General features: G+C 67.1%; 20 protein-coding genes. 8 read left to right on the top strand and 12 right to left on the bottom strand.

Annotated elements, in window-relative coordinates; all coding sequences use genetic code 11:
• Positions 1-100 precede the first annotated feature (100 nt).
• The 6 genes from BLQ76_RS13005 to BLQ76_RS12980 all read right to left on the bottom strand — a co-directional run bounded on the left by BLQ76_RS13005 (position 101) and on the right by BLQ76_RS12980 (position 4,770).
• Complete coding sequence (locus BLQ76_RS13005; RefSeq protein WP_090673879.1) at positions 101-403, bottom strand: HPr family phosphocarrier protein; 303 nt, start codon at positions 401-403, stop codon at positions 101-103.
• Between the two features lie 65 nt (positions 404-468).
• Complete coding sequence (locus tag BLQ76_RS13000) at positions 469-870, bottom strand: PTS sugar transporter subunit IIA (protein ID WP_062014712.1); 402 nt, start codon at positions 868-870, stop codon at positions 469-471.
• A gap of 202 nt (positions 871-1,072) precedes the next feature.
• A complete protein-coding gene (locus BLQ76_RS12995; protein ID WP_090673877.1) occupies positions 1,073-1,552 on the bottom strand; it encodes an HPr kinase/phosphorylase in 480 nt (159 codons plus the stop codon).
• Positions 1,549-3,342 (bottom strand): sensor histidine kinase, encoded by a 1,794-nt coding sequence (locus BLQ76_RS12990; protein WP_090673875.1) that lies wholly within the window; start codon positions 3,340-3,342, stop codon positions 1,549-1,551. Before BLQ76_RS12990 ends, BLQ76_RS12995 begins: the two co-directional genes overlap by 4 nt.
• Before the next feature lie 13 nt (positions 3,343-3,355).
• Complete coding sequence (locus BLQ76_RS12985) at positions 3,356-4,066, bottom strand: response regulator transcription factor (protein ID WP_090673873.1); 711 nt, start codon at positions 4,064-4,066, stop codon at positions 3,356-3,358.
• 224 nt (positions 4,067-4,290) lie between these two features.
• Positions 4,291-4,770 (bottom strand): pyridoxamine 5'-phosphate oxidase family protein, encoded by a 480-nt coding sequence (locus BLQ76_RS12980; RefSeq protein ID WP_090673871.1) that lies wholly within the window; start codon positions 4,768-4,770, stop codon positions 4,291-4,293.
• 326 nt (positions 4,771-5,096) lie between these two features.
• On the opposite strand from BLQ76_RS12980, the gene BLQ76_RS12975 reads away from it, so the two are divergent.
• The 6 genes from BLQ76_RS12975 to BLQ76_RS12950 all read left to right on the top strand — a co-directional run bounded on the left by BLQ76_RS12975 (position 5,097) and on the right by BLQ76_RS12950 (position 9,509).
• Positions 5,097-6,707, top strand: coding sequence for a phosphoenolpyruvate carboxykinase (locus BLQ76_RS12975; RefSeq protein WP_090673869.1), 1,611 nt, complete (start codon positions 5,097-5,099; stop codon positions 6,705-6,707).
• A 135-nt stretch (positions 6,708-6,842) separates the two neighbouring features.
• Positions 6,843-7,319 (top strand): alternative ribosome rescue aminoacyl-tRNA hydrolase ArfB, encoded by a 477-nt coding sequence (arfB, locus tag BLQ76_RS12970; protein ID WP_090673867.1) that lies wholly within the window; start codon positions 6,843-6,845, stop codon positions 7,317-7,319.
• Positions 7,320-7,457: 138 nt separating this feature from the next.
• Positions 7,458-8,021, top strand: coding sequence for a fasciclin domain-containing protein (locus tag BLQ76_RS12965; protein ID WP_090673864.1), 564 nt, complete (start codon positions 7,458-7,460; stop codon positions 8,019-8,021).
• A 97-nt stretch (positions 8,022-8,118) separates the two neighbouring features.
• On the top strand, positions 8,119-8,616 hold the full coding sequence (msrB, locus tag BLQ76_RS12960; protein ID WP_090673862.1) for a peptide-methionine (R)-S-oxide reductase MsrB: 498 nt from the start codon (positions 8,119-8,121) through the stop codon (positions 8,614-8,616).
• 144 nt (positions 8,617-8,760) lie between these two features.
• Positions 8,761-9,198, top strand: coding sequence for an Hsp20 family protein (locus BLQ76_RS12955; protein WP_090673860.1), 438 nt, complete (start codon positions 8,761-8,763; stop codon positions 9,196-9,198).
• Positions 9,199-9,254: 56 nt separating this feature from the next.
• Entirely contained in the window at positions 9,255-9,509 is a 255-nt protein-coding gene (locus BLQ76_RS12950) for a BQ00720 family protein (protein ID WP_090673858.1), read from the top strand.
• An 82-nt stretch (positions 9,510-9,591) separates the two neighbouring features.
• On the opposite strand, the gene ptsN is transcribed toward BLQ76_RS12950, so the two are convergent.
• The 6 genes from ptsN to lptC all read right to left on the bottom strand — a co-directional run bounded on the left by ptsN (position 9,592) and on the right by lptC (position 14,539).
• On the bottom strand, positions 9,592-10,056 hold the full coding sequence (gene ptsN / locus BLQ76_RS12945; RefSeq protein WP_090673856.1) for a PTS IIA-like nitrogen regulatory protein PtsN: 465 nt from the start codon (positions 10,054-10,056) through the stop codon (positions 9,592-9,594).
• A 146-nt stretch (positions 10,057-10,202) separates the two neighbouring features.
• Positions 10,203-10,781, bottom strand: a complete 579-nt coding sequence (gene hpf, locus BLQ76_RS12940; protein ID WP_090673854.1) for a ribosome hibernation-promoting factor, HPF/YfiA family — start codon at positions 10,779-10,781, stop codon at positions 10,203-10,205.
• A gap of 96 nt (positions 10,782-10,877) precedes the next feature.
• Positions 10,878-12,206, bottom strand: a complete 1,329-nt coding sequence (rpoN, locus tag BLQ76_RS12935; RefSeq protein ID WP_090673849.1) for an RNA polymerase factor sigma-54 — start codon at positions 12,204-12,206, stop codon at positions 10,878-10,880.
• Between the two features lie 100 nt (positions 12,207-12,306).
• On the bottom strand, positions 12,307-13,068 hold the full coding sequence (lptB, locus tag BLQ76_RS12930) for an LPS export ABC transporter ATP-binding protein (protein WP_090674135.1): 762 nt from the start codon (positions 13,066-13,068) through the stop codon (positions 12,307-12,309).
• Between the two features lie 131 nt (positions 13,069-13,199).
• Positions 13,200-13,823 (bottom strand): LptA/OstA family protein, encoded by a 624-nt coding sequence (locus tag BLQ76_RS12925; RefSeq protein ID WP_090673847.1) that lies wholly within the window; start codon positions 13,821-13,823, stop codon positions 13,200-13,202.
• Entirely contained in the window at positions 13,820-14,539 is a 720-nt protein-coding gene (lptC, locus tag BLQ76_RS12920; RefSeq protein WP_090673845.1) for an LPS export ABC transporter periplasmic protein LptC, read from the bottom strand. The genes BLQ76_RS12925 and lptC overlap by 4 nt, the downstream gene beginning before the upstream one ends.
• Before the next feature lie 270 nt (positions 14,540-14,809).
• On the opposite strand from lptC, the gene sppA reads away from it, so the two are divergent.
• Both sppA and BLQ76_RS12910 read left to right on the top strand, forming a co-directional pair.
• On the top strand, positions 14,810-15,763 hold the full coding sequence (gene sppA / locus BLQ76_RS12915; protein ID WP_090673843.1) for a signal peptide peptidase SppA: 954 nt from the start codon (positions 14,810-14,812) through the stop codon (positions 15,761-15,763).
• A 115-nt stretch (positions 15,764-15,878) separates the two neighbouring features.
• On the top strand, positions 15,879-16,160 hold the full coding sequence (locus BLQ76_RS12910; RefSeq protein ID WP_090673840.1) for an integration host factor subunit beta: 282 nt from the start codon (positions 15,879-15,881) through the stop codon (positions 16,158-16,160).
• Positions 16,161-16,168 lie beyond the last annotated feature (8 nt).

The raw sequence follows: 16,168 nt of genomic DNA, 5'->3' as shown, positions 1-16,168 counted from the left end.
CTCGGCTGCGTTGCGGTTCTCTTACCAGCGCCATTCAAAAAAGGATATAAGGGAATCCTTATACGATTATGCGAGCGTTTCGGCGATCCCCGAGACGGTGTCAGCAATCCTCGCCAAAACGGTTGGCAAGCAGCGCGGCAATCGCCGCCATGGCCGCCTCGGCGTCGGGACCGTCCGCCTCGACGTCGATCGTCGTGCCTTGGCCTGCGGCCAGCATCATCAAGCCCATGATGGACTGGCCGCCGACGCTCATGCCGTCACGCGAGATGATCAGGCGTGCATCGAAGCTCTCGGCTGTCTGCACGAACTTGGCGGAGGCCCGCGCGTGCAGTCCCTTGCGATTGACGATGGCAAGGGTGCGTACGATCGGACCTTCCTGCGGCTTCACGGCTATCTGGCTCATCGGCTGGTATCTCTGGCAAGACATGCGGGACCGGCGGCGGACGACATGAGGGGAGGGCGTGTCCGCTACTGACCGCTGAGGATTCGACTGGCGACGGCGATGTACTTGCGACCGGCATCCTGCGCGCGCACGAGAGCCTCCTCCATGGAATGCTCGGCGCGAACGCTGGCGAGCTTGATCAGCATGGGCAGGTTCACCCCGGCCAGGACGTCGATGCGGTTCTCTTCCATCACCGAGATGGCGAGGTTGGAGGGCGTGCCGCCGAACATGTCGGTCAGGATGATCACGCCCCGCCCCCGATCCGCGTCGCGGACCGCCTGGAGAATATCGAGACGCCGTTGCTCCATATCGTCCTCGGCGCCGATGCAGATCGTCTCCAAAGCGTCCTGAGGCCCGACCACATGCTCCATGGCCAGCTTGAACTCGCGGGCCAACTGGCCGTGGGTTACAAGCACCAATCCGATCATGCGACCCCAAACTCCGCCACTTCGCTAGGCACCTGATTGTGCGCTTGCGGGCACCGCCTCCGCAAGGCACACCGCTGTCACATTCGAAAGATTCCGGGTTTTCAACGCGATCCGGTCGTGATCGCCGGGGTTTTCATCGCACGAAGGTTGTGGATCGGGTCGCGTTTGCACAGTTGCTGTGCTGCGGATGCGAAGAATCTCCTCACCCCGCATCCGGGTCGACGAGTTCGGCGCCCGACAGGAGGGCGATCACGAGATCGGCGCCGGCGGCGCTCGCCCGCGCCGGCCATCGTACGGCCGGCAGGGTGACGCCGGCGATGGAATCGATACGGCGTCGGGGCAGGCGCTCGGACGTTTCGCCGGCGGCGGCTAGGTCGACGACGAGGCGGATCGGACAGGGATCGGCCACTGGCACGCGCAGGAGACCCGCCCCGCGCACCTCGATCAAACCGGCGAGCCCCTGCGGTGCCCAGGCGACAAGCGTTTGTTCTTCGATGCGCAGGCGGACGCGGTCATCGGCCAGGAGGCGACCCGGCGTCCCGTCGAAGAGGCACCGGGTCAGGAGAGCGAGCGCAAGGGTCGACTTCCCGCTGCCGGACCCGCCGCGAATCAGGACCGCGCGATCCGCAAAGGCCACCGCGCTCGCATGGATGCCACCGGGACCGAGGGCGTCGTCGCTCATTCCTCTGCCGGCAGCGTCACGACGAAGCGCGCGCCCGCCACGCTGCCATCGCCGCGAAGGATGTTCTCGGCCTCGAGCGTTCCGCCATGCGCTTCGACGATCTGACGCGAGATCGAAAGACCGAGGCCGGAATTCTGGCCGAAGCTCTCCGCGCCGGGGCGATCGGTGTAGAAGCGTTCGAAGATGCGCTCGATCTTCTCGGCTTGGATGCCGGGCCCGTTGTCCTCGACCGTCACGACTACGTGACGCGAGCGCCGCCGCAGGCCCACGGTGATCTGTCCGCCATGCTCGGGAACGAACGAACGAGCGTTGTCCACGAGGTTCGTGAAGACCTGACTGAGCCGCAGATCATGGCCCGACACCCGAAACGTCTTGCCGGCGGGCGGAGCGGTGCGTTGCAGATCGATCCGCGTATCGCGGCCCGGTTTCAGATGGGCGCGCGCGCCGTCCACGACGGAGGCGACGAGGCCGCCGAGATCGACCCGGCTCGACACCTCGCGAGCCAATTCCGCATCCAGGCGGGACGCGTCGGAGATATCGGTGATCAAGCGATCGAGACGCTTCACGTCGTGCTGGATGATCGCGAGAAGGCGCTGGCGCGCGTCGTCGTTGCGCGCGAGCGGCAGGGTCTCAACAGCGGAACGCAGCGAGGTCAGCGGGTTCTTGAGCTCGTGGCTGACGTCGGCCGCAAAACTCTCGATCGCGTCCATGCGGGCGTAAAGCGCGTTGGTCATACCGCGCAACGCCGTGGCGAGGTTGCCGACCTCGTCGGCCCGGTCGCCGAAGTCCGGGATCTCCTCGCGCGCGTTGACGCCTCGCCGCACACGCACGGCGGCCGCCGCGAGGCGCCGCAGCGGCGTGGCGATGGTGGAGGCGAGCAACATGGACAGGACGACGGTGACGATCGCGGCCACCGCGAACGTGCGCACGATCGCCATCCGCTCGGCCTGGACGATCTTGTCGATGTCGCCGCCCTGCGTCGACAGCATCAGGACGCCGAGCACCGCACGGGCCCGCTGGATCGGCACGGCGACCGAGACGATGAGTTCGCCCGTTTCGGTGGAGCGCACCACCGCCGACGGTCCGCCCGTCAGCGCTCCCATGACCTCGGAATAGGTCGTCCCCGAGCCGCCGGCGGCTTCACGATACACGGGCAGGCCTCCATGTCCGAAGATGCGGCCCGCCTGGGCTTCCAGCCAGGAAAAGACGCCGTTCTCGTTCTCCTCCGCCGTTGGCGGCAGACCGAAGCGTTGGATCTGGCCCGGCGAATACAGGTGGCGCGAGTCAAGGATCAGGTTGGCGTCCCGATCGTACAGCCGGGCGCGGGTGCGGGTCGGCGAGATCAGGCGTCGCAGGAGCGGGGCGACACGCTCCGGATTGATCGGGAAGTCGAGGGACTCCGCTTCCGCGCCCGGTTGCACCGTCGCGCCGGCCTGCATCTCAAGGAGGCGCTCGGGATCGAGCGTGATCGCGTTGGTTTCGACGGTCGCCGAGGAGGCGATGGCGCTCGCGATGATCTCGCCCTGCGTCAGGAGGCTTTCGACGCGCGCGTCGATCAGTCCTGCCCGAAACTGGTTGAGATACAGGATGCCCGAGACGAGGACGATCAGCGCGACGAGGTTGAGAAAGACGATGCGCCGCGTCAGCGACGAGAAGATGGAGTGACCCAGGACCCAGCGAAGCCGAAACAACGTCCGGCGGATGAAGGGCACGCGGCGCCAGCGCGCCCGCAGCGAGCGCGGGCGGGACGAGGCGGCGGCGGGCGTCGAGCCCTCGCTGGTCAGCGCCAAACGGAGCCTCCGATCAAATCTCGCGGAAGCGGTAGCCCACGCCGTAGAGCGTCTCGATCATGTCGAAGTCGTCGTCGATCGCCTTGAACTTCTTGCGCAGGCGCTTGATGTGGCTGTCGATCGTGCGGTCGTCGACATAGACCTGCTCGTCGTAGGCCGCGTCCATCAGGGCATCGCGGCTTTTCACGACGCCGGGACGCTGGGCGAGCGAATGAAGGATCAGGAATTCGGTGACGGTCAGGGTCACAGGCTGACCCATCCAGGTGCAGGTATGCCGCTCCTGATCCATCACGAGCTGGCCGCGCTCCAGCGAGGCCTCGGGGGCGGGGCCGCCGTTCTTGGCCGCCCCGGCCGGATCGCGGGGCGCGCCGCGGCGAAGGATGGCCCGAACGCGTTCCACCAGGAGACGCTGACTGAAGGGTTTGCGGATATAGTCGTCGGCCCCCATCTTAAGACCGAACAACTCGTCGATCTCCTCGTCCTTGGAGGTCAGGAAGATCACCGGCAGGTCGCTCTTTTGACGCAACCGGCGCAGGAGTTCCATGCCGTCCATGCGGGGCATCTTGATGTCGAAGATGGCGAGCTGGGGAGGGCGGGCCGACAGGCCTTCCAATGCCGAGGCGCCGTCCGTGTAGGTCTCGACCCGGTATCCTTCGCTCTCCAGCGCGATCGACACCGATGTCAGGATGTTGCGGTCGTCATCCACCAGCGCGATCGTCGGCATCGTCGGATACTCTCCTTCAGCTTTCGTCGGGCAGTTGGGCTGCCCGAACGAGGGACGGAACCTGCCACTGCGCCTGTGCCGATTCGGGCATCGAGGGCGAAGTGCCAAGTGCGGTATCTTTTCACATTGTGTCTTTTGTCGCGTTTTTCAAACGCGGACCGGCCGGACGGGCCGTCGTCGGCTCCGAAGCGGCGGGCGCGACCGGTGCCGCGCCCGCCGTCCGGTCAAAGCCGGACCTTCACGTTCTCGGTTGTGTCCGGTTGCGGCTTGTCGCCCAGGTAAGCCTTCGCGAACTCGTAGGCTTGGGTCAGCTTGTTGCTGGTGACATCCCAGATCTCGGCCTGCGTGGGACGGATCACCAGCACGGCGACATCCGGCGAATCCTTGCCCTGGGGCATCCAGGCCTCGACCTGCGCGTCCCAGATCTCGTCGATGCGGGCGCGGTCCTGCGTGACCGAGGCCGTGCCCGAAACTGCGACGTACTCGTTCTTGGACGTGAAGGTGCAGGCGACCTGGTTGTCGGCGTCGACCTCGTCGACCTTGTGCGAGTTGCGGTCGGTGATGAAGAGGATCTCGGATCGCTCGCGCGACACGCGCGGCGCCATCGGGCGGGAGCGCAGCTTGCCACCGTCGCGGGTCGTGACCATGCAGGCGTCGAAGTCCTCGATCATTTTCCAGAACTTCTCGGTCGGCTGCTCTGCCATGGGGGCTCCTGTCGTCTTGAACGCGGTTTGAACGGCGCAACTGATTCTCGTGCCGTAGCTCGCTGTGGGAACGCGCAAAGCCCGTAAAGGTGCCGTTCGCAGCCTGGGACACGCGATACCGCGGGCGCCGGCAAAATTTTTTTGCAGCGCCGAAAAGGCAGGCTGAACCGATTGAACCGCGCGGACGCCGGTTTTAAACCGATTAAGACATTGTTTTTTATCGGGATTTCGGATTATCGACGAGTTGCCGCAACGCGTGTCCCGTTTTATCTCCACCAGACCCGTCGCTGCGAGCGCGGGCCGGTTTACGAGGCGGAGCGCGAGACATGACGGAAAGCGGGATCCGGAACCCCGACCAGGGCATCGAGACCACGGGCCTTCGCGACCTCGCTTCGCTGCGCTGGAATCTCGGGCAGGCCGAACTTGCCGAGATCGCGGTGAAGCGTGGCGAGGGACGGCTCAGCGCGCACGGCGCCTTTGTCGTGACGACCGGCCAGCACACCGGCCGCAGTCCCAAGGACAAGTTCGTCGTGCGCGACGCGGCCACCGAAGACCAAATCTGGTGGGACAACAACAAGCCGATGTCGCCGGAGGCTTTCGAGCGTCTCTACGACGACTTCAAGGCGCATGCCCAGGGACGCGATCTCTTTGTCGAGGACCTGTTCGGCGGTGCCGATGCCGGGGAGCGTGTCGGCGCGCGCGTCGTCACGGAGTTCGCCTGGCATGCGCTGTTCATCCGCAACCTTCTGATCCGCCCCGATCGCGCCGAGCTGGACGCGTTCCGCCCCGACCTCACGATCATCGACCTGCCCTCGTTCCGGGCCGATCCCGATCGTCACGAGTGCCGGACCGAGACGGTGATCGCCTGCGACCTGACGCGCGGCATCGTCCTGATCGGCGGCACGACCTATGCGGGCGAGATGAAGAAGTCGGTCTTCACCTTCCTCAACCATCGCCTGCCGGCGCGCGGCGTCATGCCGATGCACTGCTCCGCCAACGTGGGTGCCGAGGGCGACTCGGCCGTGTTCTTCGGATTGTCGGGCACCGGCAAGACGACGCTCTCGGCCGATCCCGCCCGCACGCTGATCGGCGACGACGAGCATGGCTGGGGCGAGGAAGGGCTCTTCAACTTCGAGGGCGGCTGCTACGCCAAGACGATCCGACTCTCGGCCGAGGCGGAGCCCGAGATCTTCGCCACGACCCGCCGCTTCGGCACCGTTCTGGAGAACGTCATCCTCGACGAGGAGCGCGTGCCGGACTTCGACGACGGCCGGCTGACCGAGAACACGCGCGCGGCCTATCCGCTCGACTTCATCCCGAACGCGTCCGCCACCGGACGGGCGCCCCACCCGCGCAACATCGTGATGCTGACCGCCGACGCCTTTGGCGTGATGCCGCCGATCGCCAAGCTGACGCCGGCTCAGGCGATGTATCACTTCCTGTCCGGCTACACGGCGAAGGTCGCCGGCACCGAGAAGGGCGTCACCGAGCCGGAGGCCACCTTCTCGACCTGCTTCGGCGCGCCGTTCATGCCGCGCCACCCGTCGGAATACGGCAACCTCCTGCGGGATCTCATCGCGCGTCACGACGTCGATTGCTGGCTGGTCTCGACCGGCTGGACCGGTGGCGCCTACGGCGTCGGTTCGCGCATGCCGATCCGCGTGACGCGCGCTCTTCTCGCCCGAGCCCTCGACGGCTCGCTCAAGGCGGCCGAGTTCCGCACCGATCCGCATTTCGGCTTCGCCGTACCGGTCGCGGTGGACGGCGTCGACAGCGCGATCCTCGACCCGCGCTCGACCTGGAGCGATCCCGCCGCCTACGACCGGCAGGCTTCGAAGCTGTCGGACATGTTCCGCCGCAACTTCGAGAAGTTCGAGGCGCATGTCGACACGGGGGTCATGGACGCCGCACCGCGCATGGCGATCGCCGCCGAGTAATTCCGGAGACCTCTGGGAGGAGGGCGGGGCCTGCGGTCGGAAGCGATCGCGGGCCCCTTTCGCTTGACGCCGGCTTGGTCTTGCGGGCGCGGCCCGCTACCTAGGCGCGGGGGTACGGGATCGGGACGACGACGCATGGCGGAGGATGGCGAGACTGGCGTGACGACGCGCCCCGAGCGCGCACCCGAGCGCGGACTGCGCATCTCCTCGCGCGTCGTGATCCCCGAGGACGATCTGGAGGAAAGCTTCATTCGCGCCGGCGGACCGGGCGGCCAGAACGTCAACAAGGTGGCGACCGCCGTGCAACTCCGCTTTCTGGCAGGACGATCGGCCGCCATCGGCGACGAGGCGCGCCAGCGCCTTCTGAAACTGGCCGGCGCGCGCGCCACCAAGGGGGGCGACGTCCTGATCGAGGCCTCACGTTTCCGGACCCAGGAGCGCAATCGCGCCGACGCACGCGAACGCCTCGCCGCACTCGTGCGCGAAGCCCTGGTGCCCCCGCCTCCGCCCCGCAAGAAGACCCGCCCCTCGCGCGGCGCGGTGGAACGCCGTCTCGAGGCCAAGAAGGGCCGCTCCGACATCAAGCGCATGCGGGGCCGCGTCGCGGACTGACGACGTCCGGAGACACGGCCGGTGTCGGTTGCCGAACGGTGCATGAAAATTTGCCGCAGGGTGAGGCCGGCATGCATCCGCGTCCGTATCTGTCGCACCTTTCGACATCGGAAGGCGAACCTTCAAAGGGAACGCGAGATGATCACGACCTTTATCAAGACCACCGCCCTGGCCGCTCTGGTGGCCGGCTCCATGGCCGGAACGGCTCTTGCGCAGTCCGCCACGTCCGTCGAAGTCGGCGGTGCGCCGATGTATTCCAACAAGACGATCGCCGAGAACGCGCCGAACGCGTCCAACCTGTCGACGCTGGTTGCAGCCGTGAAGGCGGCCGGTCTCGTCGAGACGCTGGGCGGCGCCGGCCCCTTCACGGTCTTCGCGCCCACCAACGCAGCCTTCGAGAAGCTGCCCGCCGGCACGGTCGACACGCTGGTGAAGCCCGAGAACAAGGCTCAGCTCACCAAGATCCTGACCTACCATGTGGTCCCGGCCAAGGCGACGTCGGCGGACGCGATGGCCATGATCAAGAAGGACGGCGGGCAGCACAAGGTGAAGACCGTGGAAGGTGAGGAGCTGACGCTCGCCATGAAGGGCGACAAGCTGACCGTCACAGACGCCAAGGGCAACGTCGCGACCGTGACGCAGGCCGATGTCCTGCAGAAGAACGGTGTTGTCCACGTCATCGACACGGTGCTGATGCCCTGACGTAGGGCGACTGCATCGCCTATATATGAGGGGGTGCGCGGCCGGTTCCGGCGCCGCGCACCCCTTTTCGCTGTTCGCCGGAGAGGGAGATACGCCGATGCGGCGTCGCCAATTCCTCCTGAGCGGTGCGGCGCTTGCCGCGCTGGCCCCCTTCGCCCGCTCGCTCGTCGGCACGACGCCGGCGGCGGCCGAAACCTTCCCGGTACAGATGACGCCCGACGAGTGGCGGCGGAAGTTGTCGCCGGACGCCTACGCCGTGCTGCGCGAGGAGGCGACCGAGCGGCCCTTCACGAGCCCCCTCAATCACGAAAAGGCGGCGGGCCTCTTCCAGTGTGCGGGCTGCGACAACGCGCTCTATGCGTCTGACACCAAGTTCGACTCAGGCACGGGCTGGCCGAGCTTCTGGCAGGCGATCGACGGAGCGATCGGCACCAAGACCGACTTCGTTCTCGTTTATCCCCGCACCGAGGCGCATTGCGCGCGTTGCGGCGGACATCTCGGCCATATCTTCGACGACGGCCCGCCGCCGACCGGCAAGCGTCACTGCATCAATGGTGTGGCCATGCGGTTCCAGCCCTCTTCCAGGCCGGCCTGAGGGGTGAGCCGAGGCGCTGGGCCGAGCCGTTGAAGAGATGCGTTGCCAACGCCATATGAGGTCTGAAGGAAACGCCGCGCGGTGCCTCTGACAGGGCCGGGTGGCGAGCAGAAAAGTCGCTTGGAACAAGGGCTTGGCATCGTCATGAGTCGGACACCTGTGTTCTCCAGTCCGCTGCTCGTCGGCTTCGACGGGGTGGAGAAGACGCTGGAGCGGATCGGTCGCGGAAGCGACGGATATCCGCCCTACAACATCGAGCGCGTTCTCCTGCGAAGCGAGGACGCCGCACAGGGCTCCCATGCCATCCGCATCACGCTGGCTGTGGCCGGTTTTCGGTCGGAAGACCTGGAGATCACCACCGAGGACAACCAGCTGACGATACGGGGGTCGCAGACCGAGGCGCGAGACCGCGAGTACCTGCATCGGGGCATCGCGGCCCGTCAGTTCCAGAAAAGCTTCCTGTTCGCCGACGGGATGAAGATCATGGGAGCCCAGCTCAAGAACGGGCTTCTGATGATCGATCTCGTCAAGCCCGAACCGGAGCGCACCGTGAAGCGGATCCAGATCGTCGCACAGGACTGAGGCCGGCTGAACCCTTCGCCTCTCCGCGCGTTTGCTGTCTCAAGGAGTTGCCTCTCATGACCGATCATCATCACACGATCCTCTCCGACGCCGATCTTGCTGCGTTGGGAGAGGGACACTTGGCCTATCTCCGCCGCATGTCGTCGGACGATATCCGCGCGCGCTTTCCGGCCGCGCAGTCAATTCGGCCGGGCATCAAGCTTTGGGCGCTGTTCTCGGCTGACGGCACGCCGCTGGCCGTGTCGGACGATCGGGGCTCGATCCTCGAAAGCGCCACGCAGAACGAGCTCCAGACCGTCAGCCTTCACTGACGGCACCCGTTCGACATACGGCCTTCCTGCGAGGGTCGAGACCGCCGTCCTCCCCGGTGGTTTCGGCCCTTTTTCATGCGCTTCAGGCTGCGAAGGGCGGGACCGTGTGCGTCATCAGATTATGGATCGTCGTCGCGTCGTGCAGGGCCCGCAACTGGCCGAGAACGGACGGGTCGCGCAGGAGGCGAGCGATCTTCGACAGCGCCTTGAGGTGATCAGCGCCCGAGTCCTCGGGTGCGAGCAGCAGAAACACGAGATCCACGGGCTGATCGTCCAGAGAGTCGAAGTCGACCGGCTTGGCCAGGCGGCCGAACACGCCGCGAATGCGCGACAGGCCGGCGATCTTGCCGTGAGGAATGGCGATCCCGCCGCCGATGCCGGTCGAGCCCAGCCGCTCGCGCGCCGCGACGGTCTCGTAGACGTCGCGCGGCGACAGGCCGGCGAGGGCGGCCGCCCGCTCCGACAGATCCTGCAGAACCTGCTTCTTGGTCTGGGAGCGCAGCGACGGGAAGATGGCGTCCTGCTCGATGAGATCGGAAAGGTCCACGATGCTCTGCCTTCCCGCCTGTCCGCGGGGGTTGCCGTCCGAGTACCCCTGACATGGAGAGCTTGCCGCACCCTCGCGTCGTTCCTTCGGGGTTCCATGCCGCCGGCGGGGTCGCCGGCGGCATGGGGTCCTTGGACGGGCGGGTATCAGGTCTCTGGGCGCAATGTCGAGGGGTCGATCCAACCCACGTTGCCATCGGCCCGTCGGTACACGATGTTCACGGTGTCGCTGGCGCCGTTCTTGAAGACCACGACCGGACCGTCCCGACGGTCAAGCTCCATCACCGCATGGGCGACGCTCATCGTGCCGACGATCATCGAGGTTTCCGCGATCACGGCCGGTGCGAAATCCTCCGGAACCTCTTCGCTTTCCTCGGGCACCGGGCTGATCACCGTATAGGCGACCTCGCGCGAGGCGTTGGTCAGGCCAGCCTTGTGGTCCTTCAGGCGTCGCTTGTAGCGGCGCAGCCGCTTCTCGATGCGCTCGCAGGCCTCGATGAAGCTGGATTCGGGGTCGTGCGACTCGCCGGTCGCCTGGAAGTAGACGCCGCTGTCGAGGTGAACCGACATGTCGACGCTGTAGCGCTGCGCTTCCTTGGACACGACGACCGTGCCCGAGTAGTTGCCGTCGAAGTACTTGGCGACCTGCTCGGTGACCCGATCCTCGATCCGGGTCCGGAACGCGTCGCCGATGTCCATGTGACGGCCTGATACGCGAAGTGCCATTCGTTTCTCCTTCCGGTGGTCGCCGCCGAACCTCGTTTGGCGTGTCCGGCGACGATGGGACTCGAAGCCGCATCGCGTCGTTTCGTTCCAGGCGTCTCAGCCTGCCAAGCGACGCGCCTTCATCTCGCGGCGGCGCTGAACCGAGGAAGGAAGGCCCAGCGCCTCGCGATACTTGGCGACCGTGCGGCGCGCGAGGTCGACGCCCTCGCTGCGCAGGCGGGCCGCGATGTCGTCGTCCGACAGGACGTCATCGACGCTCTCGGCTGCGATCATGCGACCGATGCGCAGCTTCACGCTTTCGGCGGAGTGAGCTTCGCCGCCGTCGCTGGAACCGATGGCGACCGTGAAGAAGAACTTCATCTCGAACGTGCCGCGCGGCGTGGCCAGATACTTGCCGGCCGTCACGCGGCTGACGGTCGATTCGTGCAGGCCGATCGCCTCGGCGACCGAGGCCAGCGTCATCGGGCGAAGGCCCGGCACGCCGTGCTGAAGGAAGCCGTCCTGCCGGCGAACGATCTCCTCCGCGACACGCAGAACCGTGCGCGCACGCTGGTCGAGCGAGCGCAGGAGCCACGACGCCGACTGTTGGCAGGTTTGGAGGAACTGGCGCTCCTCGGCCTCGATGCAGCCGGCCGCAATGCGGCGCGCGTAGGTCTCTCGCACCGCAACGCGCGGAAACGCGCGCTCGTTCAACTCGATCTGCCAGCCCCCGCCGTCGGCGGCCGCCACCAGAACATCGGGAACCACCGCGACCATCTCGGCCGCTTCGAAGCGCGAGCCCGGGCGCGGGTCGAGACGTCGGATCTCGGCCAGGATATCGGGCAGGTCGCTTTCGTTCTCGCCGGTCAGTCGCGCAAGGGCGACGAAGTCGCGGCGTGCCAAAAGCGGCAGGTGCGCCAGGACGACCCGCATCACCGGGTCGAGGCGATCGCGCCGTTCGAGCTGAATGGCGAGCGATTCCGCCAGCGAGCGGGCGAACAGCCCCGCCGGCTCCGCCGCGGCCTGCAGACGTCCCAAAAGCGCGATGGCTTGCGCCTCATCCAGTCCGAGGCCGTGGGCGACCGCGATCGGATCCACTGCCAGAAAACCCGAGGCATCGAGGTCAGCGAAAAGATGCAAGGCGATGCGCCGTTCGTGCTCGTTGGGAAAGATCTCGCCGATCTCGGATAGGGCATGGGCCGGAAGCGTCGGGCCGGGCGCGGCGCGCTCGCGAACGGCAGTGTCGGCGAGGCTGCCCGGCGCCATGCGCACCGGCGTGCCGCCTGGTGCACGCTCCACGCGCAGCAGCGGATTGCCTTCGGCCTCACGCTCCAGAAAACCCTGCAGCTCGCCCCGGTCGAACTGCAGCAGCCGGATCGACTGGAGGAGCTGGGGTGTCATCACCAGCGACTGGCTCTGACGGACCTGCAGGTTCACCGAAAGCATGAGGGTGGCGCGTCCCTTCCTGGCGCGGCCCGCGAGGCCGAAGCCAAGTCAACTGGTCCGCAACTTGCCTGTCAAGCGCCGACCGGCCGTCGCTCGCGCCTCAGTAGGTGAACTGCTCGCCGAGATAGACGCGCCGCACGTCCGCATCGTCCACGATGTCCTGCGGCGATCCATGGGTCAGCACGGCGCCCGCGTGCATGATGTAGGCCCGGTCAATCAGGCCGAGGGTTTCGCGCACGTTGTGATCGGTGATCAGGACCCCGATGCCGCGCCGCGTGAGGTGGCGCACCAGTTCCTGGATGTCGGCGACGGCGATCGGATCGACGCCCGCGAAGGGTTCGTCGAGGAGCATAAAGGTCGGGCGCGAGGCGAGCGCGCGGGCGATCTCGCAGCGTCGCCGCTCGCCGCCTGATAGCGCGGTCGACGGCTGCTTGCGCAGGTGCGAGATCCGAAACTCTTCGAGAAGCGAGGTGAGCTGTTCCTCGCGCTTGGAGCGGTCGCGCTCCACGAGTTCGAGAACGGCCCGGATATTGTCCTCGACGCTGAGGCCGCGGAAGATCGACGCCTCCTGCGGCAGGTAACCGATGCCGAGGCGCGCGCGGCGATACATCGGGATGCCGGTGATGTCGTGGCCGTCGAGCTCGATGCGCCCGCCGTCCACCGGCACGAGGCCGGTGATCATGTAGAAGCAGGTGGTCTTGCCGGCACCGTTCGGACCGAGAAGCCCCACGGCCTCGCCGCGACGTACCGCGACATCGACGGAGTCCACGACGCGGCGACCGCGATAGGTCTTCGTGATGCCGCGCGCCACCAGGGTTCCCACCGACGGATGCTCGGCGGTCGCGCCCTCGCGGGCGAGAATGTCCGCGCGCGGATCGTGGGACGGGAGAACGGGGCGGCGCGAGCCGCCCTCCGAGCGAGCCGGGATCGTATCGGTCAAGACGCCTCCAGAGGCCTCGAAGGGGAGGGCGGCCGCGGCCGCGAAACGTGTGTTCAGCGCGCGGCGGGCTGGCCGGGCTGCTGCGCGTCGGGCGACAGGAGAAGACGGACCCGGCCGCCGTTCGCCCCGCCCGAGGCACCGTTGCAGTCACGGCTCTGCAGCCGCGCGACGCCGGTATCCATCTGGATGCGCAGGATGCAGCCGGTGGCGACGTTCTGGCCCTGGCTGAGCACGACGTCGCCCGTCAGCACCGCGACCTTGGTCGCCATGTCGAAGTCGGCCTTCTGGGCGGTGGCCACCTGGTCGGCGGACTTGATGGTGACCTTGCCGGTGGCCTCCAGGCGGCTGATGTCGCTGGAGCCGCCCGGCATGTTGCCGGTCGATACCGGCTGGGCCGCGCTCGCGCCCTCGGCCTTGCGTACGTAGAAGACGAGGAGCTTGTCGGCCTTGAGCGAGGTCTCGCCCTGCTGGACGGACACGTCGCCGGAGAAGGTGGCGAGCGACTGCTTGTCGTCGACGTCGAGCTGGTTGGACTCGATCGCGATCGGCTGGTCGCCCTGGACCTGCAGTCCGCCGAAGGAGTTGCCGAGCCCGGGCGACTGGGCCTGGGCGCTCGCCGGCAGCGCGCCCGCGACGAGAAGAAGCGCCGCCACCGCGGCCGGACGGATCAGGTTCATGGAGTGCTTTCGCTCGCTTGGGCCGCCGGGCCCGCTTCGGGATTGGAACGGGTCTGGGGCAGGAGCGTCAGCTTGACCCGGTTGCCGAAGCTCAAGGTCTTGCCGCCCTCCGAGATGGAAACGTTGCCGGCTTCCAGGCGCTGGCTGGGTGTCGAGATCTCGACCGGTCCGTTGCCCATCAGGCGGCCCTCGTTCAGATGAACGTCGGCGCTGTCGAGGCGGATCTTGATACCGCTCGACGTGTCCACGGCGATCTGGTCGTAGAGGCGCAGCATGTTGTTGGTGGTGTCGAAGCGACCCTTGGCGGCCGTGAGTTCGGCCGTTGTTTCGGGATCCACCGACAGGCTGGCGCGCACGGTCTCGAGGTCGATGCCGCTGCCGCCGAGCGCCTGGATGGCGCGGTCCGCGATCATGGAATAGGGTCGATCGTTGCCGTCGACCCCCGACAGGCGTGGGTCTTCCATCACGAGCCGCCCGTCGACGATGCTCGTCGAGGCGAAGGCGACGTCCACCGGCAGAGCGCGCGCGAACCATGTCACGGCCAGACCCGCGAGCACGATCAGGCCCGCCACGACCGGCAGGCCGACGCGCAGGGACCGCACGAGGCGCGTATGACGGCGCGCGCGTCCGAACTCGCGCTCCTGAGCCCGTCCGTCGCCTGCCTGCAGGGACTGGCCAAGAGGCTGACCGTTCCGATGACCGATACTGCCTTCCAACGTGCTTCCCGTCTCCCGTCCATCACCGGCCGATCGCCACCGGAAAGAGGCGACCGAACCAATCTATGGGCAGTTCAAGTTTCATAACAGTGTCTAACAAGACACCCATGGGCAGGATATGGGGTTTTTAGATGGTCAGCGGGAGGGGAGCTCACGCGTCCGCCTCGCGCTCCCGCCGACGCTGCCGCTTGCCGCCGCCAGGCGCGCTGTCTATCGCTCGGGATGAATTGCCCACGCGGAGCGTTGCCGCTCCTGTTCTCCGGAGATGTCATGGACGCCGAATCGTTGATCGATCGCCGCCGCCTGCGTCGTCGTCTCGGCCGCTGGCGCGTGCTCGCTGTGCTTGCTCTTGCGCTCGCCGTTGTCGCGATCGGCCTGGCGGCCGGCTGGAGGCCGGGCACGGCGCTTCAGCAGATCGCCCGTGTCGAAGTGTCCGGCCTCATCACCGAAGACGAGAAGTTCCTCGAGCTTCTGGACGACCTGCGCGAAGAGGACGGCGTGAAGGCGGTCATCGTGAAGGTCGATTCGCCGGGCGGAACCACGGTTGGCGGCGAGACGCTCTACCACGCCGTGCGACGGCTGGCCGAGACCAAGCCCGTCGCCGCCGAGGTCGGCACGCTGGCCGCGTCGGCCGGCTACATGGTGGCGATCGCGGCGGATCGCGTGGTCGCACACAACTCCTCGATCGTCGGGTCGATCGGCGTCATCTTCCAGTATGTCAACGCGTCCGAACTCCTCGCGCGCATCGGCGTCGACGTGAACGCCGTGAAGTCCGCCCCGTTGAAGGCGGAGCCCTCGCCGTTCGCGCCCGCTCCACCGGAGGCGATCGAGATGATTCGTCGCCTGGTCCTCAACAGCTACGACTGGTTCGTGGGCCTTGTCGCCGAGCGTCGCGGCTTCACGCCCGAGGCGGCCCGCCAACTGGCCGACGGTTCGGTCTTCACCGGCGAACAGGGCCTGGCGAACCGCCTCGTCGACGCGCTGGGCGGCGAAGAGGAGATCCGGCGCTGGCTGGAAAGCGAGCGCGGCGTTCCCAAGGATCTCGAGATCGTCGAGCGCGAGCCGAAGCAGGACGGGACCTGGGGGCTCGGCGCGCGTGCGCAGGGCGCCTTCTTCCGCATGCTGGGTCTCGACCCGCAGGCGCGCGACCTGCCCGCGGCGCTGGGCCTGCCCACGCCCCGCCTTGACGGTCTCCTGTCGCTCTGGCAGCCTCCGGCGCACTGAATCGACACGCCCGAACCTTCGCAAATCATTGAATGTGAACGGACTTTGACAGTCCGGCGCGGCCGGTCCCAAAAGGCTGGCCCGAGGCTCGTCGCTCGCAAGGAACCGCGTCTTCGTGATCAAGTCCGAACTCGTCCAGATCATCGCCGGCCGCAACCCGCATCTCTACCAGCGCGATGTCGAGACCATCGTGAATGCGATCTTCGACGAGATCACGCAGGCGCTCTGCGAAGGGAACCGCGTGGAGTTGCGCGGCTTCGGTGCGTTTTCCGTCAAGAACCGCCCGCCGCGCGCGGGCCGCAACCCGCGCACGGGTCAGGCGGTCAACGTCGAGGAAAAGTGGGTGCCGTTCTTCCGCACCGGCAAGGAGCTGCGCGAGCGCCTGAACGACGGTTGAGCGTCGCT

Source organism: Aureimonas jatrophae (assembly GCF_900104035.1).
GTDB lineage: Bacteria > Pseudomonadota > Alphaproteobacteria > Rhizobiales > Rhizobiaceae > Aureimonas > Aureimonas jatrophae.
The sequence above is the reverse complement of the archived record's forward strand: the minus strand, read 5'-3'. Positions and strand labels throughout refer to the sequence as shown.